Origin of the sequence: Campylobacter gastrosuis, assembly GCF_030249845.1 — a bacterium.
Lineage (GTDB): Bacteria > Campylobacterota > Campylobacteria > Campylobacterales > Campylobacteraceae > Campylobacter_A > Campylobacter_A gastrosuis.
Genome location: NZ_JANURM010000021.1, coordinates 1 through 23,213 on the forward strand (window position 1 = coordinate 1; position 23,213 = coordinate 23,213).

Consider the following 23,213-nt stretch of genomic DNA (forward strand, 5'->3'; position numbering starts at 1 on the left):
ATAACCTTAGCAAATAATGAAAAAATCAGCACAAATGAGCTTTATAACATAGCCACAACAAAAGAAATTTTAAAGCACATTGACCCAAAAGATAAGCTGTATCAAAAGGTGGATAGGGTGGTGTGATGATTAGCACAAACTACACTCAAAACACGCTCACGCTAGATGATTTTATAAAGCAGATAAATACGGCAATTAACAATCAAAAGCCAGAAAAAGAACGGCTAGTAGATGAAGCAAAACGGCTAATTTCAGACTCAATCTTTGGTATCACCGATAACATAACTATCCTTAGCATTAACGGCGAAAAGGTGGATAAAACCGACCTATTTGACTATTTTACGCAAAATAAATTATTTGAAAAATCACAGCAAAAGGCAAAAATTTTTGGCGGCGTAAATCAAAACACGCTCGTGCCAATGCTATCTAACATTGACACAAAATCCCTAAATTTAAACTCTTATGCAAAAGAGAGCGTCTTAAAGACAAATTACGGCGATGTCAAGGTTTTTGTAGATTTTTATGATGATAATGACAAGCTTGGCGTTGGAGAGCTTGGCACAAATGCTGACTTATTTTTTATTGATAGCAACAAAGACGGGCTAATCTCGCCAGCTGATAAGCTCTACGATAAGCTAAAAGTGCGTGGTTTTGACAAGGACGGCAATGAAAAAATTATGAGTTTTAAAGAGGCGGTTGGGACGCTAAGGCTAAGCGAATTTATAAAAGATGATATCAAAAATCACTCAGCAGACCTAGCATTGCCAATCTCTAACAAAATGGATTACAGAACGACAAATTACAACTCAAATCCCTACACTAATTTTGATGCAAAAAGTAGATATCAAAAGCTTGAAAATAGCGAATTAAAGAGCTTTTTCGCACAGAATGCAAATAGCGACGACTGGGTGGATTTAACAAATAATAAAATTTTTAATCAAGCATCAAAATACATAAATTTTGCCTACGTTAAAAAGGATTTAGCAGGTAATTTTAAACTTGCCCAGTTTAACCCAATCATCACTCCAGATAGTGGCACAGGCACGGATAATCCGGGATTTTCTTACGTAAATCATCAGCGAACAAACCTGCTAAATTTTGAACAAGAATACAAACAAACCTTAAACGCTTACAGAGATAAAATTGATACATTAAGCAAGGCTTTAATAGAAAATAATGTAGAAAACGCAGATGAGCTAATCTCAAAGCTAAGAACGACAAAATCGCCGTATTTAACGCAATTAGAGAGTGAATTTAAAGAAGCAACTGGGCTTGATTTTAGTATGCATAATCTACAAAAGGCAAAAAATGCATTCTTAAAAGACCCCACAAAAGCCGCCGCTGCTATGACTGACACTGACTCTGTCGTAGCAATGAAACTAAACGAAAATGGCACGATAACGCTAAAATTTGATAGTGGCAGGACGATTGAAGTTGATGAAATTTACTCAGATACTGGCACGCTTTTATATGCAAATGATGAGCAAGAGAGCATTATTAGCGTAAATTTAAACCAAAATCCACAAGAGCTTGACTTTGATAAAACTGCCATAAAAGATGATGATAAGTATAAAACCCTAAAAGAAATCGGAGCCCAGTTTATAAAATCAGTTGCCACAAAACACGGCACCCAGTTTTTAATAACCTTAGCAAATAATGAAAAAATCAGCACAAATGAGCTTTATAACATAGCCACAACAAAAGAAATTTTAAAGCACATTGACCCAAAAGATAAGCTGTACCAAAAGGTGGATAAACTTGCCTAGGATTAAGGATATAAAATGAAAATTTCAAACTACAACGCATTTTTAAGCTCAAACTACGAGAGCTTTTTAGGCACATCTTCGCCGTTTTTAAGCCAAGCTAACCAAAACCAAACACAAAGCCAAGCAAATTTTAACAAAACCCAAATGAAAAGCGAAACCAGCGTCAAAACAAGCAAAACGCAAAATTCATCTGCCCTTTATAAACAGCTCTCACAAGCCACTCTAAAAAGGCTAATAAACGCAAGAAACAACGCCGAATTTAACGAAATAAAAGCAGAACGTCAAGACCTATCGGTAAAAATGAAAGCCACGATTTATACGCAAAATAGGAGCGTGAGCGTGGATATGTCCTTAAATCTCTCTCACAGCTTTCTTAGCGTAGCTAGGCTTAAAAAAGAGCAGTTTGCCGACCCTCTGGTAGTCACGCTTGATGGGGCAATGCCTAGTTTTACTGATGAGCTAATGAGCTTTGACATTGACGCTGACGGCGAGGTGGATCAAATCTCAAAGCTTGGCAAAAACACGGCATTTTTAGCACTTGATTTAAACAAAAACGGCGAGATTGATAGTGGCAGGGAGCTTTTTGGGGCAAAAAGTGGCGACGGATTTGGCGAATTAAGGCGTTATGATGATGATAAAAACGGCTTTATTGATGAAAATGATGAAATTTTTAACAAACTTAGAATTTGGCGGACAAACGGCGATAAGCGTGAGCTTTTAGCACTAGGCGAGGTCGGCATCGGAGCGATATTTTTAGGCGAAATTTCAAGCGAATTTAACTACAAAAACAACCAAAATAACACCCTAGCACGGCTAAAAAGTAGCGGATTTTTTCTCTTTGAAAACGGCAAAAGTGGCGTCATCTCATCGGTGGATTTTGCAAAATTTAAGATTGAAGAAGAGCTAAAAATCACGCCAATTTTATCTCAAAATAGCTCACGAAATTTAAAAAAACTAGGCGAGAGCAGAAATTTAGAAGAGATTTTAAAAGAGCGACTAAAAGCCCTAAACGCAAGGCTAAAAAACGCCACCGACCCACAAGAAATAATGCTTTTAAATATGCAAATCACAGCAATTAACGCACAAATTTTAGGAGGGTTTGGGGGTTAAAATAGGTTGTGAAGTGAAAAATTTTGCGATTTTTTAATAAAACAGAGAATTTTAAACAAAATATCGTGAGATGATTTTAAAAGTTGCGAAGTAAAAATGAGCGAAGTTAGTCAAAATTTTAAAAATAAAACACAATTTAAACAAATATTTTTTAGGGATTTTTGTGGTTGTGAAGTGAAAAATTTTGCGATTTTTTAATAAAGCAGAGAATTTTAAACAAAATATCGTGAGATGATTTTAAAAGTTGCGAAGTAAAAATGAGCAAGGCTAGCCAAATAGGCTGCCGAAGCATTTAAAATTTTAAAAATATAATTTAAACAGATAATTTTTTAGGGATTTTTGTGGTTGTGAAGTGAAAAATTTTGCGTAGGCTAGACACTTAGTCTGCCGAGCAAAATTTTCACAAACTCCACAAAAAGCACAAAAAAGAAGCCGTTTAAATCGGCATTACTCTTATATTTGGACTTAGACTCTCTTGCAACACATTCTCAATCGCATAAAGCGTCCCACCAGTGCCACTAGCACAGCCAGAACACGCCCCAAGGTAGCGGATATAAATATCAATCTTATTTGCCTCGTCCTTTCTAATGTCAATGATTTCAAGGTTACCCCCATCCATCATCAGCATTGGTCGGATTTGTGCGTCAATGACCGCTTCAACCGCCTTTAACTGCCCGACAACACTAAGCTCATCAAACGCCAAATCATCGCCAAACGCCTTTGCGTCGGCTTGTTTTTTAAGCTTTTCTGCCTCCATTTCAGCCCTTGTATCGCGTAAAATATCCACTAAATAATACTCCCTGTCCTCGTGTCCGCCCGGCTTCACGCACGACTTACAAAACGCCCCAGCCTTGGTGTATTGAGTGATCTCCTCAACGCTTTTTAAATCATTTAGGCGGATTACTTCTTTAATCGTGCCAAGGCTCACCCTAGCGCACTCGCACACGATAATCTCGTCTTCAAAATGCTCTGGCGAAACGCCCTTGTAGTTTGCAGCGGCTTGTTTTATAACGTCATAAGCCATAACCGAGCAGTGCATTTTTTGCGGTGGCACGGCTGGGGTGTTTGGCTCATCACGCATAGCCTTTTCAACATCTAAATTCGTAATCTTTACCGCCTCATCTACCTTTTTACCAATGCAAAGTCCAGCCATCGTGTCAGAACTAGCAATCGCCGTCCCACAGCCAAAGCTCTTAAATTTCGCATCAATTATCGTATCAGTCGCCTCATCAACCAGCCAGTAAAGCCTGACCGCATCGCCACAGCTTTCAGCACCAAAGTCGGCTACGATTAGCTTTGCGTTTTTTGCCTTTGCATCAGCTTCGGTTAGCTCGCCCATAAACTGCGGATTATTCATTCTGTCTTGGACTTTTTGTGAGTATTCATCCCAGATTGAGCCGTTGATTAAATTACCCTTTGCCATTATATTCTACCTTTCTTGCTTTGTCTTTTTAGTGTTGCCTTGTGAGTGTCTTTAAATGAGTTTGAAAATTTTCATCTGCGATAGGCTAAATGCCTTATCTTTATGAAAATTTTCTGCACAACATTTAAATACATCTCACAATGCTGCCACTTTTTTATCTTTGTCTTTTGAGTGCTTTTTGTGGAGTTTGTAAAAATTTTGCTCGGCAGACTAAGTGTCTAGCCTACGCAAAATTTTTACTACACAACCACAAAAATCATCTCAAAATACGTCAGCCTTTTCATTTTAAATTTTTCTTTTTAGTGTTGCCTTTTGAGCGTCTTTAAATCTCAAAAAACAACAATTTTTTAAATTTTAAATTTCAATCACAAACGCTTCGGGTGAAGTATTTTTAGGCGTATTTAAATGTTGCGATGAAATTTTGCCCCAAGATAAGACATTTAGTCTATCGCAGGGGTAAAATTTCAAGCTCATTTAAAGACGTCAAAAAGACAAGCCCTTAAATTAATGAGCGAATGTGCTTGAAATCGCTCTTAACCTCTTTACTGCCTTTTTAATCTCGCCAATTGCATAATCAATCTCCTCCTCGGTATTAAACCTAGATAGCGAGAGCCTAAGTGCGGTGTGGGCTAAATCCTTGTCCGCACCAATCGCCTCCATTATCGGGTTGCTCTCTAATGCCTCGCTAGCACAGGCTGAGCCAGTTGAGGCAGCGATACCTGCGCGGTTTAAATCCCAAAGCATAGCCTCGCCTTCAACGCCCTTAATTGAGGCTAAAATTGTATTTGGCACACGCCTATCTTTGCTGCCAACGACGCTGACGTCATCAATTTCAAGCAGGGCATTTTCAAGCTTATCACGAAGCCTTCTTACGTGTGAATTTTCAAAGTCTAAAAATTTATTTGACATCGTTAAAGCCCTTGCCATACCGACAATCCCAGCCACATCAAGTGTGCCACTTCGCCTACCGCCCATATGCTCTCCGCCGTGAAGTAGTGGCGAGAGCTTTTGGCTGTCTTTTATGTAAAGTCCGCCAATTCCCTTTGGGCCGTGAAATTTATGTGCTGAAAAGCTTAGAAAATCAACATCTAAATCCTGCACATTTACTGGAATTTTACCCAGCGCTTGCACGGCGTCGGTGTGAAATGGAGCGCCCCATTCGTGAGCGATTTTGGCTAGTTCTTTGATTGGAAAAATCATACCAGTTTCGTTATTTGCAAGCATTACAGAAACGAGTGCGACATCATCGCCCATAGCCTCTCTTAGCTGTTCTGGTGTGATTAGCCCCTCTTCATTGACATCTAAAATCGTTAGCTTTACGCCAAAATTCTTTAAAAATTGACAGGTTGCAGCGATTGCTGGGTGCTCAACAGCGGTCGTGATTATACGACTTTTTTCACCAGTGGCGATTTTATCAAAATAGGTGCTTTTTATCACCCAGTTATTGCTCTCGGTCGCACACGAAGTGATGATGATATCATCGCTATCTTTTGCGTTTATGGCAGTATAAAGCTCATCAAGCGCACCCCTAAGTGCTGGGTGAGTTTCTGAGCCAAACTGATGAAGTGAGTTTGGGTTGCCGTATTTTTCGGTCAAAAACGGCTTCATCGCCTCGTAAGCCTCTGGGTCTAGCATAGTCGTGGCGTTGTTATCTAAATATACTCTCAAAATTTTGCCTTTAATTAGGATAAGATTTATCCTTTTAATTTTCTTGGCAATGTTACACCAAATTTTATAAATTTTAGTTTAAAATTTTTGCTTAAAATTCTCAAATTTATTAAAAAAATGATAATAAAATATTTTGACAATCTTTATCATTTTGCGAAGTTGTGGGCGTTTTTGAAATTTTTAAAATTTCTAAGTTTAAAAAAGAAAAATTAATTTAAAATTTTAAGGTTAGAACGACCAAAAAGGTCGTTCTAAATCAGCCACCATACATTAAATTTGGCAACCAGAGCGAAATTTCAGGTATATAAGTAACTAAAATCAGCCCTAAAAATATCGTAACAACCCAAGGTAGGGTTGAGATGATGACATCTTTTAGCTTCATACCAGTTAAGCCACTTGCAACAAAGAGATTTAGCCCAACTGGCGGTGTAACCATACCAATCTCCATATTTACAACCATAATGATACCAAAGTGGATAGGGTCAATGCCAAGCATCATTGCTATTGGCAGTAAAAGTGGCGTCATAATCATAATTACACTTGACGGCTCCATAAACTGCCCCATTGCTAAAAGCAGGATATTTACAGCGATTAAAAAGCCGATTTTACCGACATTTGCACCGACTATTGCGTCCGCTATGATTTGTGGGATTTGCTCACTTGTTAAAAGATAAGCAAAGACAACGGCGTTTGTGATGATAAAAAATATCATCGCTGTTGTAAGGGCTGAGTCAAGACAAATGGCATAAAGGTCTTTTACTTTTATATCTTTATAGACAAAAAGCGAGATGATTAGCGCATAAATCGCACTTGCACCAGCCGCCTCGGTCGGAGTGAAAATTCCACCATAAATTCCGCCAATAACGACAACAATAATAAGCAACGCCCAAAATGCCTTTGTGAAATTTCTAACTCGCTCTTTAAACGACGCTGGTGTTGTCGCCTTAAAGCCAAGTCTTTTTGCGCCGACATAAGTTTGTGCTACCATCATTAAGCCAAGCATTAAGCCTGGCACTACACCAGCCATAAATAGCTTAGCAATGCTAACTTCTGCTGTAACGCCATAGACAATCATAACAACTGACGGCGGTATTAAAATTCCAAGCGAACCAGCCGTAGTAATCGCTCCAACAGCGTAAGCTGGTGTGTATCCAGCCTCTTTAATGGCTAAGAACATAACCGAGCCAATCGCAACAACGGTCGCTGGTGAGCTACCGCTAACAGCAGCAAAGATAATACACGCAAAAATCGCACTCATCGGCAAACCGCCCGGCAAGTGACCGACCATTGACTTTGCAAACTCAATAATGCGTTTAGCCGAACCGCCCTTGCTTAGTAAATTCCCAGCTAAAATAAACATCGGTATCGCCATTAGCGAGAATTTATTTATGCCGTCAAAGATGATTTGAGGCACGCTAGCTATATCAAGGTCGGTAAAAAATATCATCGTTAGCCCAGTACTAGCGCCCAAGGCGACAGCTACTGGCACACCTAAAAGCATAAGCACAAAAAGCGAGATAAATAAAAATGCTATCGTCATATCTTAATCCTTTTGCACCGCATCTTTTAAAATATGATCAGCTTCGCTTTTTACGATCTGATCGCCGTCCATTTTGTAAATTTGAAAAACCTTCTCAGTGGCTCTATACCCTGCAAATAAAAACGCAATTGGTATTACAAGCATTGGGATATATTGCGGTATATTTAGATCCACGCTCATAAATTCAAGCTCACGCAATACTTGCAAATACGAAAATGAGTTATAGACTAAAAATAGCAAAAATGTAGCCGTAAGGATTGAAGCAAAAATCATACAAGCCTTGGCTAGGGCTGGTGGGAATTTCTCCACCAAAATCGTAATGCTTATGTGAATCCCCTTATTAAACCCATAAGCAGCACCAAAAAACGCCGACCAAATAAAAAGATAGTTTGTTAGCTCCCCCGCCCAGCTAAAACCGCTGTTAAAACAATATCTCATCACGACATTAACAAACGTCAAAATCGTGCCAGCTGCGATCCCAAAGACCGCAACTGACTTATTTATGGTCGCAATAATCACATCTAAAATTTTAAAAATTTTTAGCATAACTTATCACTTTGTATTTATAGTCTTTTCAATCAAATCTTTGCCTATAACTCCGTAAAATTCTGGATAAACCACCTTCATCACATTAGCCCAATTCTCTTTTTGCTCTGGTGTTAGGGTTGTAATTTGTAGTTTGCCAGTTTTTGCTGAATGCTCTTTTAGCAGATTTAGCAGATGCTCCTCCTCTTTTGCACTCTCTTCACGCTCAAATTTTGTAGCCTCGCTCATCGCTGTTTTTACATTCTCTTTTAAAGCATCAGGCAAGCCCTTCCAAAATTTCTCGCTCACAACCACAAGATAGCCCAAATATCCGTGATCTGAAAGAGTTAGTGAGCTTTGAACCTCGTAAAATTTTGAGTTATAAAAGTTTGAAAGCGGATTTTCAGTCGCATCAACTACACCTTGTTGAAGTGCTGAATAAACCTCTGAAAATGGCAATACTTGTGGGTTGCCACCGACTGCTTTTGTCTGTGCTTCAAGGACTTTTGAGCTCATAATTCTAAATTTTTGCCCCTTTGCGTCGCTTGGCTCAACAATTGCCTTTTTGCTTGAACTAAACTGCTTAAATCCAGCGTCCCAGTAATCAAGTGCAACAAAGCCCTTTTTCTCAATTAGCTTTTTAAGCTCGTTGCCGACCTCGCCATCCTCTACGGCGTGAAGATGAGCCGTATCTCTAAAAATAAACGGCATATCAAAAAGCTGAAATTGTGGGACGATAGGCGTAAATTTTGAAAAACTAGGTGCTGCCATTTGGACGTTGCCAAGCTTTAAAGCACCAAAAACCCTATCATCATCAACAAGCTGAGCTGATGGGAATACCTGCACCTTTACCTTGCCGCCGCTTAGCTCTTCAACTCTTTTTGCAAAAAAGTCAGCCGCCTTGCCCTTTGGCGTAGTCGCTGCAACAACGTGTGCAAATTTTATCGTATAGACCTTCTCAGCCGCAAACGCACTAACCGCAACGGCACAGCTTATAAATGTAGAAAGTAGAAGTTTTGTTTTCATTTTATCTCCTTTGGATTTGATTTACCTAATTATAAAATTTAATTTAGTTTTTTACCTTTTAGTTACTTTTTGTTACAGGTAAAATTTTAAAAATGTGTAGTTTTGAAACATTTTTGGCAAATAATTGTTAAATATTAAGCCTAAATTAGTTTATAAATTTACAACTATAAATAAACAAAACTTTAAAATTCAGCCCAAGTTTAGAAAATTTTCGCTAGACTTTGAGATTTAATTTCAATTAAAAAGGGGATAATCTTGAAAAAATTTCTATTTTTTACGCTATTTTTAGCCGTTGGAGCATTTGCAAAACCGCAGGTTAGCACCTCAATTTTGCCAACAAAATTTTTCATTGAGCAAATCGCAGGCGACACGATAGATGTCAATGTGCTGGTAAATCAGGGGGCTGACCCACACACTTACGAGCCAAAGCCAAAGCAGATGATAGCACTTGAAAAGAGCGAAATTTACTTTGCTGTTGGCATTGAGTTTGAAAACACTTGGTTAGAACGATTCTCAAAAAGCTATCCAAATTTAAAGATCGTAAAAACTGACGCAAATATAAACAAAATTTCAATGCCAAGCCACAACCACGACCATCACGAAGACCACAAGCACGACCACGACCACGATGATTTAGGACTTGACCCACACATTTGGCTTGATCCAGTGCTTGTGAAAACTCAGGCACAAAACATCGCAAACGCCCTAATTTCGCACCTGCCAGAGCATAAGGCACAATACGAAGCAAACCTTAAAAATTTTCTAAACAGCCTTGATGAGCTTGATTTATTTATCAAAACTGAGCTAAAAAATCTAAAAAATCGCGAATTTATAGTCTATCATCCATCGTGGGGCTACTTTGCAAAACGTTACGATCTTACACAAATTGCAATTGAGATTGAGGGCAAAGAGCCAAAACCGACCCAGTTAGCCGAGCTTATTGATGAAGCAAAAGAGCATAAAATCGGCGTGATTTTTGTCGCTCCTAACTTTTCGCAAAAATCGGCAAATTTGATAGCAAAACAGACAAACGCAAATGTCGTTTTAATAGACCAACTCCCCTACAAATGGGATGATGAGATGAGAAAAACGGCAAAAATTTTTGCTAATAGCCTAAAAAATTAATGATAAAAATAGGCAAATTTGGCTAATCTTTCGCATTTTAAAGGATAATCGTGAGAGTCATTTTTGCCATTTTTTTGCTTATTTTAAATTTACACGCCTGCGCTTTGTGTAGCCTTTACAGCCCGACAGCACACGTAAAAAGTGAGTTTGGTTTTCAAAATGACTTGGTAAAAGATGTTAAATTTACGTGGATTTTTTCTGAAAATTTCTCAAATTTAATGCTCTCAAACTACGATTTTAACTCCGATAAAATTTTTAGCAAAGATGAGCTTAAAAATGTAGAAAAAGGGCTTGTTGATTATCTCGTGCCAAACGGCTTTTTAACGCAAATTAGCTACTTTTACAATGATGAAAATGCCACTGATTTGGTTAATAAAATTAAAAATTACGAGCTGAAATTTGATGAAAATCGCCTGAAATTTGAACTAACAATTTTGCTAAATTTAAAGCTAAAAAAAGGACTTACAATTTCGGCTTTAATACTTGATAAAAACGAGTATTTTTTCTTTACGTTTTTAGATAAAAAGTCCCAAGAAATCACGCCAGATTTGTATTTAATGCAAAATATAAACTCAAATGTAAATTTCTATAAATTCGTATCAAAAGATGAGGCAAAAATTGATGATAATAAACCAAGATTAAACGAGCTTATCAAAAAAGATAACAGCTATCAAGAAATTGATGAGATTGACGCTAAAAAATTTGATAGTATTTCGCAAAATAGCCTAAATTTACTAGATAAAATCAAAGAGATTTTTAGGCAAAATATCACGCCACTTTCGCTATTTTGGGTCATTACTCTCTCTTTTGGCTACGGATTTTTACACGCTGCTGGTCCCGGACACGCTAAAATGCTTACTTCAAGCTATTTTAGTGCCGTTGGTGGCGGATATTTAAGGGCGTTAAAATTTGCTCTAAAAGTTGGCTTTTTTCACGTTTTTTCTGCCTTTGTTTTGGTGCTTTTTGTCGTTTTTTCGCTTCGTGAAATCGGCGACTTTTTAAATGTAAAAATCATAAAATTTAGCACGATTATTAGCGGTTTTATCGTGATTTTTATCGCCCTTTTTATGCTTTTTAAAACCCTAAAAAAGCCAAAAATTTACAAATGGCAAACTCACGAAAACGGCTGTGCTTGTGCTAGTTGCAGAGCGTTAAATACCCCAAAAAATGGGCTTAGAGAGTGGATTTTGGCATTTAGCTTTGCCCTTGTGCCTTGCCCTGGCGTGATACTTGTTTTTATCCTTGCTTTTGAGCTTACAAACTACATTTTAGGCTTAGTAAGTGGCGTTTTTATGGGGCTTGGTATGAGTTGTCTTATTTTTTTAGCAGCACTTTTAGGGCAGAAAATAAATCAAAATTTTAGCAAATATCAAAAAATTTTAAGGGTTTTTGGGCTTAGTTTGGTGCTAGTTTTAGGCATTTTTATGGTTTTTATCTCGTTTAAGGGTGGTGTGTTTTGATTGAGTTAAGTGGTGTAAATTTTGGTTATGGGCGTGAAAATGTGCTTGAAAATATAAATTTAAAGACAAATGACAGGGATTTTTTGCTTATCATTGGTCCAAATGGCGGCGGTAAATCCACGCTTTTAAAGCTGATTTTAGGGCTTCTTACGCCAAGTAGTGGTGATGTGAAAATTTTAGGCAAAAGCCCTGAAAAAATTAGCTCACAAATCGGCTACGTCCCTCAAAATTTCGCACCAAACGACACATTTCCAATTAGAGTTTTAGAGGTCGTTTTAATGGGATTAATTGATCAAAAAATCTTTGGTTTTTACACCAAAGCACAAAAAGATGAGGCGATAAATGCCCTAAAAATCGTAGGCATTGACGAGCTAAAAGATGCTAGAATAAGCGAACTTTCAGGCGGTCAAAGACAGCGAGTTTATATAGCAAGAGCGCTTTGTGCAAAGAGCAAAATTTTAATCCTTGATGAGCCAACGGCTAGTGTTGATACCAAAACTCAGGCTGAAATTTACACTCTTTTAAAAAGGCTAAACGAGGCTGGGACGGCTATCGTGCTTGTCAGCCACGACACAAATATCGCCCTAAGCTACGCAACAAAGGTCGCCTACGTAAATCGCACGCTCCACCTACACGAGCTAACCCCAGATGTGAGTCAGCAAGCATTTATCGCACATCTAGCCACGCACCATAGCCACTTTTGCGATGTTGAGGTAGCTTTAAAGGGTTGCGGCTGTCAAGGGGGCTTTAATGGTTGAAATTTTAAGCTTGGAATTTATGCAAAACGCCTTAATTTCAGGGCTTTTAATCAGTGTTGCGTGTGGAGTGATTGGCTCACTTGTGGTGATAAATAAAATGGGCTTTATCGCTGGTGGTATCGCTCACGGCGCTTATGGTGGCATTGGCATTGCCTTTTTTTTGGGCATTTCGCCACTTCTTGGAGCCTCTGTTTTCTCGCTCATTTTAGCCCTTATAATCGCTGCAATTTCGCTAAATGAAAAGAGCAAAATTGACGCTATAATCGGTGCGATTTGGGCTTTTGGTATGGCTGTTGGCATTATTTTTATTGATTTAAGTAGCGGTTATAATGTTGATTTAATGAGCTATCTTTTTGGCTCAATTTTAGCCGTAAGCGGTGCTGATATTGGCTTTATGTCGGTGCTTGACCTGCTTTTTATCACGCTTATTGTGCTGTTTTATCGGCAGTTTGTGGCGATTAGTTTTGATGCTGGATTTGCTAAAATTAAGGGCGTTAGGGTTAGAGTTTTTTACTACCTAATGGTGGCGATGATGAGCCTTTGTGTAGTCGCTACGATACGAATTGTAGGGCTTATTTTGGTTATTGCGTTGCTTAGCATACCGCCACTGATTGCTAGTGGATTTACCAAGCGACTTGGCGTAATGATGGTGCTTTCATCTTTGATTTCGGCGTTTTTTTGCATTTTTGGGCTGATTTTAAGCGTGAGTTTTGATTTAACAAGCGGTGCTAGCATAATCCTTGTCGCCTCGGTCTGCTTTTTTATATTTTATCTGTTTAGAAATTTTAGATAATAAAAAATATTAATTAACTATTTAGAAAATTTAAACTATAATCGGCTCACAAAATTTTCAAAGGAGAAAAAATGTTTAAACTAAGAGAACTACCATTTAATCCAGCACAAAATGCTGTTGTCAGCGAGAAAACCTGTGAGTATCATCACGGCAAACACCACGCTACTTATGTCACAAACCTAAATAACCTAATTAAAGGCACAGAGTTTGAAAACGCCGAATTTTACGATATTTTGCTAGGTGCAAAGGGCGGACTTTATAACAACGTGGCACAGGTTTATAACCACGATTTTTACTGGGATTGTATCGCTAAAAAGAGCGAGATGAGCGATGAGCTAAAAGCTGATTTGTTCGCACAATTTCCAAATTTCAAAGAGGATTTTATAAAAGCTGCTACCACACTTTTTGGCTCAGGCTGGGCGTGGCTAGTTTATGATCCAAGTGCTAAAAAGCTAGAAATCGTGCAAACTTCAAACGCCGCTACCCCTGTAAATGACGGCAAAGTGCCACTTTTAGTCGTTGATGTTTGGGAGCACGCTTATTATATTGATAACTTTAACGCACGTCCAAAATACCTTGAAACGTTTTATGAAAATATCAACTGGGATTTTGTCTCAGAAGCCTATGTTTGGGCTAAAAAAGAGGGCTTAAACTCAGTGAAATTTTACACAAACGACCTTCACGGCAGTTGCGGCTGTGGCGGTTGTGGCTGCCATTAATCTTAGCCCTTCGGGGCTAAATTTATCTTTTTAAACTTCAAAAATTACTCCAAAAATAAAATCTTTCTTAAAATAAAAATTTATTTGTAAATATTTAAAAATTTCTTGACAACTTATCAAAAATTAATATATAATCACGATTATAAAAAATATAAAGGTTAATTTTTAAGACAAGGAGAAAAAATGAATATCCTAGTTGGGTGTAAGGTGGTCTTTGAAGAGCAAGATATTGCCGTAAATAGCGATAATTCGCTTGATTTTAGCAGGGCAAATCCAAAGATAAGTCAGTTTGATTTAAACGCACTTCAAGTAGCAGTTGATATCAAATCAACAATACCAGAGGCAAATATCAAGGTCGTAAGCATTGGTGGTAAAAATCTTGAAAATTCAAAGGTTAGAAAAGATATTTTATCTCGTGGTGCTGATGAGTTAAATATCGTAATGAGCGATAAATTTGAGAATATTTTAGCCTCTGATACGGCAGAAATTTTTAAACTTGCAGCACAAAATTTAGGTTTTGACCTAATTATTTGTGCTGACGGCTCGGCTGATCTTTTTGCTGGTCAGGTTGGCATTAGAACGGCTAGTTTGCTTAATGTCCCAGCAATTAATGCTGTTAGCAAAATCATATCGGTTGATAGCTCAAAAATAGTCGTTTTAAGAGAGCTTGAAAATGAAACACAAGAGCTAGAAATCGCTCTTCCAGCAGTTATTTGCGTATCGGCTGATATAAACGAACCAGCAATCCCCGGTATGAAAGCCATACTTGCTGCTGCTAAAAAACCAGTAAATAGCTTAAATTTAGAAGTTAATTTAAATAATTTAGTAAATTTAGTAGAAGTTAAAGCACCAAAGAGAAAAGATAGATTAAAAATCATCGCTCAAAGTGACAGCGATGAGGCTTTGGCTGAGTTTATCTCAAATTTCAAAAAAGCACTATAAAGGATAAAAGATGAATGTATGGGCGTTTAGTGATAATGTCTCTCGTTTGGGCGATATTGTTGGCGGTGCAAAGTCATTTGGTAGCGTAAATGCACTTGTGGTTGGCGATGAGAGCAGTGCTAAAAGGGCATTTTCTTACGGCGTTAATGAGGTGTTTTTGGCAAAAAGCGATGATATGTTTGAAAATTTAGCACCAAGTTTTGCAGAATTTTTAAAAGATAAAAGCGGTCTAGTTTTAATGCCAAACACAAAACGCACAAAGGCTATGGCTTCGCTTCTTGGCGGACTTTTAAACGTTGGCGTATCAACAGAAGTTAGCGAAATTTTACTTGAAAATGATTGCGTGGTTTGTAAAAAAATGCTCTATGGTGGCATTGCTGTTGGGAGCGAAAAAATCAGCTCAAAACTTGCGATTGTGGTTGTAAATAGTGGCACATTTGAGCCAGTTTTGCCAAATTCTGACGCAAATAAAGAGCCAAAAGAGATTGAAATTTTAGCTAATAAAAATCAAATAAAATGCCTTAAAAAGCTACCAAAAAACTCAAATAGCGTTGATTTAAACAAGGCAAAAAGGATAGTCGCTATTGGTCGTGGCGTGGCAAATGAGAGCGATTTAGCACTCATTCGTGAGCTTTGTGATGTTTTAGGTGCCGAGCTTGGTTGCTCTCGCCCTATTGCTGAAACCGAAAAGTGGCTAGAACAAGATAGATACATAGGAATTTCAAGCGTAATGCCAAAGCCTGAAATTTACATAGCATTTGGCATTTCAGGGCAGGTTCAGCATATGGTTGGCGTTAAGGATTCAGGGCGGATAATTGCCATTAATAAAGACAAAAACGCACCTATATTTGACTATGCAGATTATGGCATCGTAGGCGACCTTTATAAGGTTATACCAGCTTTGATTAATGCTTTAAAATAAGGATAAAAGATGAGAGATTATTTTGGCTCAAATGAGGTAAAAAGCGAACTTAGAGATGATGGAATTTTAATCCTAACAATCAACAGACCAGAGAAACGAAATGCACTAAATGGCGTAACTTCGGCAAAGATGGATGAGATTATAAACAGGGCTGAGACTGATAAAGATGTCCGTGTGATTATCGTTACTGGTGCTGGCGATAAGAGCTTTTGTGCAGGTGAGGATTTAAGCGAACTATCAAGCACTGGCGAGTGTCAAACTATCACGCCTCACGGATTTGGCGGTCTTACAAATAGACTTTGTGCTAAACCGATAATTTGTGCTGTAAATGGCACAGCCGTTGGCGGTGGTATGGAGATAGCCATATCTTGCGATATTATCGTGGCTGTTTCACAGGCTCGTTTTGGTTTGCCAGAGGTTAAAGTTGGGCTTATTGCATCAACTGGTGGCATTGTCAGAATGGCAAGAGAGTTGCCACGTAAAATCGCTATGGAGCTATGTTTGACTGGCAGATTAATATATGCAGATGAGGCAAAGGAGATTGGCATTGTAAATTATGTCGTTGAGCCTGATGAGCTTATGCCTAAGGCGATAGAGCTAGCAGAGCTTATAAGCCAAAATGCACCACTTTCGCTAAAAATCACAAAGGAGATTATGCACTTAGCCCCGTCAATGTCGCTTGAAGATGCGATGCGTTACTCTGATATTTCGTATCGTTTTATAGAAAAGACGGCTGATGGCATTGAAGGACCACTTGCTTTTATGCAAAAGCGTAAGCCAAACTGGCAAGGCAAATAAAGCCCTAAATTTAGGGCTTTGGGGGATTTATGGGCGAGATTATATTTTGCGTTTTTGTCGGTGCTTGTTTGATTATAACTGGTGCGATACTAAATTTAACCCTTTTAAAAGAGAGCAAAAGATGATAAACATCTACGTAATAGGCGTTGTTTTTGGAATTTTAATCTACTTAATAATTGGCTTTTTAGCTGGTAAAAGGGTTAAAAATTTAGAAGATTACTATGTCAGCGGTAGAAACGCAACCACTCTATTTACCACAGGCACAATGTTTGCCTCAATGCTTAGCACAAATGGTTTTATGGGCGATACAGCCTACGCTTATAGTGGCAATATCACGACGATTTTTCTTATTAACACCCTTTGTGCTTGTGGTTACGTTCTTGGTGCTTTGTATTTTGGCAGATTTATTCACAGAGCCAAAGTAAATACAATGCCAAGCTATTTTCGTTTGCGTTTTAATAGCAACAGGATTGGTAAATTTTCAGCAATTATTGTTGTGGTTTCATTAAGTGCCTATCTTTTAAGCGTCATCACTGGCACAGCCATACTTATGGGTGCTATTACTGGATTTAGCAGACTTAACTGCCTTATTATTTCATATATTGCCATACTTCTTTTTACGATTTATTCTGGCTCAAAGGGTGTGATTTTGGTTGATACGGCTATGTGCATTTGCTTTTTGTTTGCGACCATTTTTGTTGGATATTTTGTATTTAGCGAGGTTGGTGGAATTTCTGATTTGACACAAAAATTAATGCTAAATCCAAACACGCCAAAAGACCTGCTTAGCTATCACGGCAACACCGGCGGTGGTAGCGTTTTTGATATAGTTAGCTACGCCATTACGCTTGGCATTGTTTGGCTTATCACGGTTGCTGTTAGCCCTTGGCAAGCTGGGCGAAATTTAATGGCAAAAAACGAGCATGTGATACTTCGCTCATCTGTTCTTTCAGCACTTCTTACGATATTTTTCTTACTTTTTCTTTATATAATTGCAGTTTGTATAATCTTGCTAAATCCAAATATGTCAAGTCCAGAGCAGGTTATAATTTGGGCAGCCTACTCAGTCGTGCCAAAATTTTTAGGCGTATTTTTGCTAGTTGGCATACTCTCAGCTGGGTTAAGCTCGGCGACTACATTTTTATCGGTTGTTAGTTTTAGCCTTGCAAATGACATTTTTAATATAAATTTCAAAGATGAAAAACAGCAGGTAAATTTCACACGAATTGTCGTATTTGTAGTCAGCACAGCCACGCTTTTTGTGGCGTATTTTGATTTAGCAAGTATCCGCATTATTGCTTGGTTTGCTAGCACGATTATTGCGGCTTCTTGGGGCGTTGTCGCCTTTGGTAGCGTGTGGTCTAAGGCACTTAGCGAAAGGGGAGCTTACTACTCTATGGTCGGCGGATTTTTTGGATATTTAATTAGTAAATGTTTGGTTGAAATTTTTAATGTCCCACTTAAAAATTTTTACGAGCCATTTTTCATTGCCATTTTTATTAGCATTTTATTTGCAATTATCGGCTCAAAAAATCAGAAAATTTCACAAAATGAGAGCGAGTTTTTAGCCAAAATTCATCAAATCCCAAATCTTTGCATAAAAGATTACAAAATTGACAGATTTTACGCTCATATTTTAATGCTTTCAGGCGTTATTTTAACGGCAATGCTCTTAATTTACTGGGCTTTGCCATACAATAAAGGATTTTAAATGAATAGTAAAAATAAGATTAACGTGCTATCAAAAATTTCAGCTTCAATGAAAATCGCTGTCAAAAAATCGCTAGAAATTTCAAAGCAAAATCCAGTCGCAACCGACAATCAAACAATGCGAAAAAATTACGAAACAGAGCGTAAATTTTGGAACGAGGGCGGTGCGGTTATGTTTAAAAGCACTGAAATTTTAGTAGATAAAATCAGAGCTAGAATTTACTATCCAAGCGATAAAAACAGCTATGAAGTGATATTTTTTATTCACGGCGGTGGCTTTGTTGTTGGTAGCATTTACACGCACGATAGAATGATGAGAAATTTAGCATTTTATAGCGATTGTGCCGTTGTTGGCATTGATTATTCACTAGCCCCAGAGGCTAAATTCCCAACCCAAATCACGGAGTGTGAAGCCGTAATTAGTCACGTTTTAAAAAACGCAAAAAGCTATCAAATAAACCCAAAAAGCGTAGCATACGCTGGCGATAGTGCTGGGGCGTATTTAGCTTTTGCTACATTTTTATACCAAAGAGAGCAAAAAGATGTATCAAATGTCAAAGCAATGGGGCTATTTTATGGAATTTATGGCTTAAAAGATAGTGCTTCTAGGACACTTTATGGCAATGAAATAGACTATTTAAGAAGCGAAGACATAGAGTATTATTACAAGGAGTATCTAAATGATTTAAGCGAGTTTGAAAATCCACTTGTAAATATTTTTAACGCCGATTTAACCACCAATATCCCGCCTTGTTTTATTATTGCAGCCCAATTTGACCCGCTAAAAGATGACAGCCTAGCACTCTTTGAAATTTTAAACAATACTAGCAAATACAAAGAGTATAAAGGCGTAATGCACGCATTTTTGCACTATTCAAAGGTGCTAAATGTAGCGGATAAAGCCATAAAAGACGCCAGTAAATTTCTAGCTAAAAAACTAAAAATTTGAGTGCAAAATGCACTCAAAAGGTTGTAGGGAGAAAACAATCAAACGATCATTTTTAAATGATGAAATTATAGCTCATTTTTCTTAAAATATAATAAATTTTATATATAAAATCACGATAAAACAATTTAAGTATATTTATTTATATTTTAAAAGCAAAATTTTCATATACGAAAAATAAACAAATTATTAAGAAATCTTTAAAAGCCATTTAGGTAAAATCCACGCACGTTCTTTTAATGTAAAAAAGACAGACCAGTAAAAAGGATATAAATGAGCGAGATTATCGCATATAAACTAAACGGCGAGATCGTTGATACACAAAGTATCGGCAGCCGCCAAAACGAAGCAGAGCCAATATATTTTGACAACTCAGCCGACGCGCTAAATGTCATTCGCCACTCCTGTGCCCACCTAATGGCGCAAGCTATCAAATCAATCTACCCAAACGCTAAATTTTTTGTCGGTCCAAACGTAGATGACGGATTTTATTACGATTTTAAGGTTGATGATGCAAACACGAAGCTTAGCGACGATGATTTAGCAGCGATTGAAGCTAAGATGAAAGAGCTGGCCGAAGCCAAACAAGAGATAATAAAAACCAGCTCAACAAAAGCATTTATGACGGATAAATTTAAAAACGATGAGCTAAAACAAGAGGTGCTAAAACGCATACCTGAGGGCGAGGTTTCAAGCTACTCTCAGGGCGATTTTGAGGATTTATGTCGTGGTCCGCACCTGCCAAATACAAAATTTTTACGCTTTTTTAAGCTGACTCGTGTAGCTGGTGCGTATCTTGCTGGCGATGAAAACCGCGAGATGATAAATAGAATTTACGGCACGGCTTACGCTGATAAAGAGAGCCTAAAAGAGCATTTACACATCCTTGAAGAGGCTAAAAAACGAGATCACAGGCGACTTGGCGTGGATATGAAGCTATTTAGCTTTGATGATGAGATCGGTGGCGGACTTGCGCTTTGGCTACCAAATGGCGGACGACTTCGCTCAAAATTAGAGCAACTCCTATACAAAGCCCACAGAGAGCGTGGATATGAGCCGGTGCGTGGTCCCGAGCTTTTAAAGGCTGACGTGTGGAAAAAATCAGGTCACTACGCAAACTACAAAGAAAATATGTATTTTACGACTATTGATGAGCAAGAATACGGCATAAAGCCGATGAACTGCGTGGGGCACATTAAGGTTTATCAGACAGATATTCGCAGTTATCGCGATTTACCGCTTAAATTTTTTGAATACGGCGTGGTTCATCGCCACGAAAAAAGCGGTGTTTTGCACGGACTTTTCAGGGTTAGAGAGTTTGCGCAAGATGACTCGCATATCTTTTGTATGCCAAGCCAAATCAAGCAAAATATCCTTGAAATTTTAGAATTTGTTGGAAAAATTATGAAAAGCTTTGGCTTTGAATACGAAATGGAAATTTCAACCAAACCAGCAAAAGCTATCGGCGATGATGAAATTTGGGAAACAGCGACAAGGGCGTTAAAAGAGGCGCTTGATGAAAATGGCTTTAAATACGGCATTGACGAGGGTGGCGGCGCATTTTATGGACCAAAAATTGATATAAAAATCACAGACGCGCTAAAACGAAAGTGGCAGTGCGGGACTATCCAAGTGGATTTTAACCTACCAGAACGCTTTGATTTAGGCTACATTGATAGCAACAACGAACGCAAACGCCCAGTTATGCTTCACCGTGCCTTGCTTGGTAGCTTTGAGCGATTTATTGGAATTTTACTTGAACACACGGCTGGTGAGTTGCCGTTTTTCATCGCTCCAACGCAAGTCGTCATCGTGCCGATATCTGACGCGCATTTAGAGTATGCTAAAAAGGTAGCGCGTGAGCTTAGAAATGTCGGCGTTGATAGTGAAATTTCAAGCAAAAATGAGAGTTTAAATAAAAGAATTAGAACGGCTGAGAAACAAAGAGTGCCGATGATAGTCGTGCTAGGCGATAACGAAGTGGCAAACGATGCTATCGCGCTACGCGACAGACAGGCTAGAACGCAAAGCGATATGAGCTTAGCGAACTTTATAAATTTAACGAAGGAGAAACTTAGTGAGGTGCATTTTTGAGTAAAGAAGAGGTATTGCTCAACGAAGATATAAGAGCGGTTGAGGTTAGATGTGTCGGAGATGACGGGACGGCTTACGGCGTGATTTCACGCAATGAGGCTTTAAAAATCGCTGGTAATTTAGGGCTTGACTTGGTGTTAATAGCACCCGATGCAAAGCCACCGGTTTGTAAGATAATGGATTATGGTAAATTCCGCTATCAGCAAGAAAAAAAGCAAAAAGAGGCTAAGAAAAAGCAAAAGGTCATCGAGATAAAAGAGCTAAAACTCTCGGTCAAAATCGCACAAAACGACATAAATTTCAAAGTCAAACACGCTCTTGAATTTTTAAGCGAAGGCAAACACGTGAAATTTCGCGTCTTCTTAAAAGGTCGCGAGATGAGCACCCCTGAGGCTGGCGTCGTGATTTTAAATAAAGTTTGGGATATGGTAAAAGACCACGCTGAACGCGACAAAGAGCCTATCATAGAGGGGCGTTACGTAAATATGCTAATAACTCCAAAAAAGGGTTAAAATTTTGGCTTTTTAGCCAAAATTTACCCCCTTTTAGCACTTAAAAACAGCACTAAAAACCCACAAATTCCGCTTATTACCGAGCCAATTAAAATCGCAAGTCTATCAGCGTATAAAAATGCGTCCGAATCAGCGTAAGCTAAGCCATTTACAAAAATACTCATCGTAAAGCCGACCCCACAAAGTAGGCTAACTCCGTAAAGTTGCGTCCAGCTCGTGTTTTGCGGTAAATTTGCAAGGCGAAATTTTATCGCTAAAAAGCTAAACGCAAAAACCCCAAGCTGTTTGCCCACAAAAAGTCCAAGCATCGTAGCCAGTGGCACGGCTGAGAGTAAGACCCCAAAATCAACGCCTTTTAGCGAAATTCCAGCATTTGCAAAGGCAAAAATCGGTAGCACTCCAAACGCCACCCAGCCGTGCAGGTCGTGCTCTATCTCTTTTAGCATTGATTTGGCGTTTATGTTTAGTGGGATAAAAAACGCCGTGATGACCCCAGCGAGCGTGGCGTGAACGCCAGATTTTAGCACCGCTGTCCAAAAGATTAGCCCCACGACAAGGTATGCTACTTTACTTGCCACATTTAGGCGGTTTAAAATCGTCAAAACAGCGATACAAACGCCACCAATGCCAAGCGAGATAAAGCTAAGCTCGCTCGTGTAAAAAAGTGCGATGATGATAATGGCGCACAAATCGTCAATTATCGCTAACGTCATTAAGAAAATTTTTAGAGCAGTCGGCACACGAGAGCCAAGCAGGCTTAAAATCCCAAGTGCAAAGGCAATATCAGTCGCCGTCGGTATCGCCCAGCCCTGAACGGCAAAGCTATCGCCCCTAGTAAATGCGTAAAAAATTAGTGCTGGTGCGATAATACCACCAAGTCCAGCAAGCGCTGGCAGTGCGATTTGAGCGGGGTTTGATAGCTCGCCCTCTAAAATTTCACGTTTAAGTTCAAGTCCGATAAGAAAGAAAAAAATCGCCATAAGCCCGTCATTTATCCATAAAATCAGCGGTTTTGACAGCCCAAATTCTCCCAAACTCACGCTAAATTTCGTATGCAAAAACGACCCGTAAAACTCGCTTAAAAAAGTGTTATTACACACGAGTGCCAAAATCGTAGCACACATTAAAAGCACACCGCCCATTGACTCGTGCTTTAAAAACTCCCTGATATTCATCATCTCCTCCTTATTTTTTTACGATTTTACAAAATTTTTAAATTTTTCACAAATTCTCTCTAAACCCCTAAACGTTTTTTTTTTGCCGATTTGGGTTTTAACAAGCAAAAAGCTTGAAATAAAACTTAAAAGGATACACAATGAGTTTTCGCATTAACACGAACGTAAATGCCCTAAACACCCACGCAAACGCAGTTGGCA

20 protein-coding genes are annotated in these 23,213 nt (G+C 38.5%); 14 read left to right on the top strand and 6 right to left on the bottom strand.

What is annotated here, in order from left to right; translation table 11 throughout:
• The first annotated feature begins 122 nt into the window (after positions 1–122).
• Both NYG85_RS10475 and NYG85_RS10480 read left to right on the top strand, forming a co-directional pair.
• Positions 123–1,766, top strand: a complete 1,644-nt coding sequence (locus NYG85_RS10475; protein ID WP_284938526.1) for a response regulator — start codon at positions 123–125, stop codon at positions 1,764–1,766.
• A gap of 15 nt (positions 1,767–1,781) precedes the next feature.
• The gene (locus NYG85_RS10480) at positions 1,782–2,876 is read left to right on the top strand and encodes an SPM autocatalytic domain-containing protein (RefSeq protein ID WP_284938527.1); all 1,095 of its coding nucleotides are present in this window, start codon (positions 1,782–1,784) and stop codon (positions 2,874–2,876) included.
• Between the two features lie 436 nt (positions 2,877–3,312).
• Here the strand turns inward: NYG85_RS10480 and NYG85_RS10485 are convergent, their stop codons facing one another.
• The 5 genes from NYG85_RS10485 to NYG85_RS10505 all read right to left on the bottom strand — a co-directional run bounded on the left by NYG85_RS10485 (position 3,313) and on the right by NYG85_RS10505 (position 9,058).
• Positions 3,313–4,299: an iron-sulfur cluster assembly scaffold protein gene (locus tag NYG85_RS10485; protein ID WP_284938528.1), complete on the bottom strand. Its 987-nt coding sequence runs from the start codon at positions 4,297–4,299 to the stop codon at positions 3,313–3,315.
• A 504-nt stretch (positions 4,300–4,803) separates the two neighbouring features.
• Positions 4,804–5,967 (bottom strand): NifS family cysteine desulfurase, encoded by a 1,164-nt coding sequence (locus NYG85_RS10490; protein ID WP_284938529.1) that lies wholly within the window; start codon positions 5,965–5,967, stop codon positions 4,804–4,806.
• A 256-nt stretch (positions 5,968–6,223) separates the two neighbouring features.
• A complete protein-coding gene (locus NYG85_RS10495) occupies positions 6,224–7,507 on the bottom strand; it encodes a TRAP transporter large permease (RefSeq protein WP_284938531.1) in 1,284 nt (427 codons plus the stop codon).
• Positions 7,508–7,510: 3 nt separating this feature from the next.
• The gene (locus NYG85_RS10500) at positions 7,511–8,053 is read right to left on the bottom strand and encodes a TRAP transporter small permease (RefSeq protein WP_284938532.1); all 543 of its coding nucleotides are present in this window, start codon (positions 8,051–8,053) and stop codon (positions 7,511–7,513) included.
• A gap of 6 nt (positions 8,054–8,059) precedes the next feature.
• Positions 8,060–9,058 (bottom strand): DctP family TRAP transporter solute-binding subunit, encoded by a 999-nt coding sequence (locus NYG85_RS10505; protein ID WP_284938533.1) that lies wholly within the window; start codon positions 9,056–9,058, stop codon positions 8,060–8,062.
• A 255-nt stretch (positions 9,059–9,313) separates the two neighbouring features.
• Here NYG85_RS10505 and NYG85_RS10510 point away from each other — a divergent pair, with 255 nt between their 5' ends.
• The 12 genes from NYG85_RS10510 (at position 9,314) to infC (ending at position 21,837) form a co-directional block, all read left to right on the top strand.
• Positions 9,314–10,183 (top strand): metal ABC transporter solute-binding protein, Zn/Mn family, encoded by an 870-nt coding sequence (locus tag NYG85_RS10510; protein ID WP_284938534.1) that lies wholly within the window; start codon positions 9,314–9,316, stop codon positions 10,181–10,183.
• A gap of 50 nt (positions 10,184–10,233) precedes the next feature.
• On the top strand, positions 10,234–11,643 hold the full coding sequence (locus tag NYG85_RS10515) for a HoxN/HupN/NixA family nickel/cobalt transporter (protein ID WP_284938535.1): 1,410 nt from the start codon (positions 10,234–10,236) through the stop codon (positions 11,641–11,643).
• Complete coding sequence (locus tag NYG85_RS10520; RefSeq protein WP_284938537.1) at positions 11,640–12,401, top strand: metal ABC transporter ATP-binding protein; 762 nt, start codon at positions 11,640–11,642, stop codon at positions 12,399–12,401. Before NYG85_RS10515 ends, NYG85_RS10520 begins: the two co-directional genes overlap by 4 nt.
• Positions 12,394–13,194 carry a metal ABC transporter permease gene (locus NYG85_RS10525; protein ID WP_284938538.1) on the top strand — a complete coding sequence of 267 codons (801 nt, stop codon included), beginning with the start codon at positions 12,394–12,396 and terminating at the stop codon, positions 13,192–13,194. Before NYG85_RS10520 ends, NYG85_RS10525 begins: the two co-directional genes overlap by 8 nt.
• A gap of 71 nt (positions 13,195–13,265) precedes the next feature.
• Complete coding sequence (sodB, locus tag NYG85_RS10530; protein WP_284938540.1) at positions 13,266–13,913, top strand: superoxide dismutase [Fe]; 648 nt, start codon at positions 13,266–13,268, stop codon at positions 13,911–13,913.
• Positions 13,914–14,096: 183 nt separating this feature from the next.
• Positions 14,097–14,855 carry a putative electron transfer flavoprotein FixA gene (gene fixA / locus NYG85_RS10535; RefSeq protein ID WP_284938542.1) on the top strand — a complete coding sequence of 253 codons (759 nt, stop codon included), beginning with the start codon at positions 14,097–14,099 and terminating at the stop codon, positions 14,853–14,855.
• A 10-nt stretch (positions 14,856–14,865) separates the two neighbouring features.
• Positions 14,866–15,777, top strand: a complete 912-nt coding sequence (locus NYG85_RS10540; protein ID WP_284938543.1) for an FAD-binding protein — start codon at positions 14,866–14,868, stop codon at positions 15,775–15,777.
• 9 nt (positions 15,778–15,786) lie between these two features.
• Complete coding sequence (locus NYG85_RS10545; RefSeq protein WP_284938545.1) at positions 15,787–16,575, top strand: enoyl-CoA hydratase-related protein; 789 nt, start codon at positions 15,787–15,789, stop codon at positions 16,573–16,575.
• On the top strand, positions 16,514–18,286 hold the full coding sequence (locus tag NYG85_RS10550) for a sodium:solute symporter family protein (protein ID WP_284938547.1): 1,773 nt from the start codon (positions 16,514–16,516) through the stop codon (positions 18,284–18,286). Before NYG85_RS10545 ends, NYG85_RS10550 begins: the two co-directional genes overlap by 62 nt.
• Entirely contained in the window at positions 18,287–19,234 is a 948-nt protein-coding gene (locus NYG85_RS10555; RefSeq protein WP_284938548.1) for an alpha/beta hydrolase fold domain-containing protein, read from the top strand. It begins immediately after the preceding gene.
• Positions 19,235–19,504: 270 nt separating this feature from the next.
• Entirely contained in the window at positions 19,505–21,325 is a 1,821-nt protein-coding gene (thrS, locus tag NYG85_RS10560; protein WP_284938549.1) for a threonine--tRNA ligase, read from the top strand.
• Positions 21,322–21,837, top strand: coding sequence for a translation initiation factor IF-3 (gene infC, locus NYG85_RS10565; protein WP_284938551.1), 516 nt, complete (start codon positions 21,322–21,324; stop codon positions 21,835–21,837). Before thrS ends, infC begins: the two co-directional genes overlap by 4 nt.
• A gap of 23 nt (positions 21,838–21,860) precedes the next feature.
• On the opposite strand, the gene nhaA is transcribed toward infC, so the two are convergent.
• Positions 21,861–23,015 carry a Na+/H+ antiporter NhaA gene (gene nhaA / locus NYG85_RS10570; RefSeq protein WP_284938552.1) on the bottom strand — a complete coding sequence of 385 codons (1,155 nt, stop codon included), beginning with the start codon at positions 23,013–23,015 and terminating at the stop codon, positions 21,861–21,863.
• Positions 23,016–23,213 lie beyond the last annotated feature (198 nt).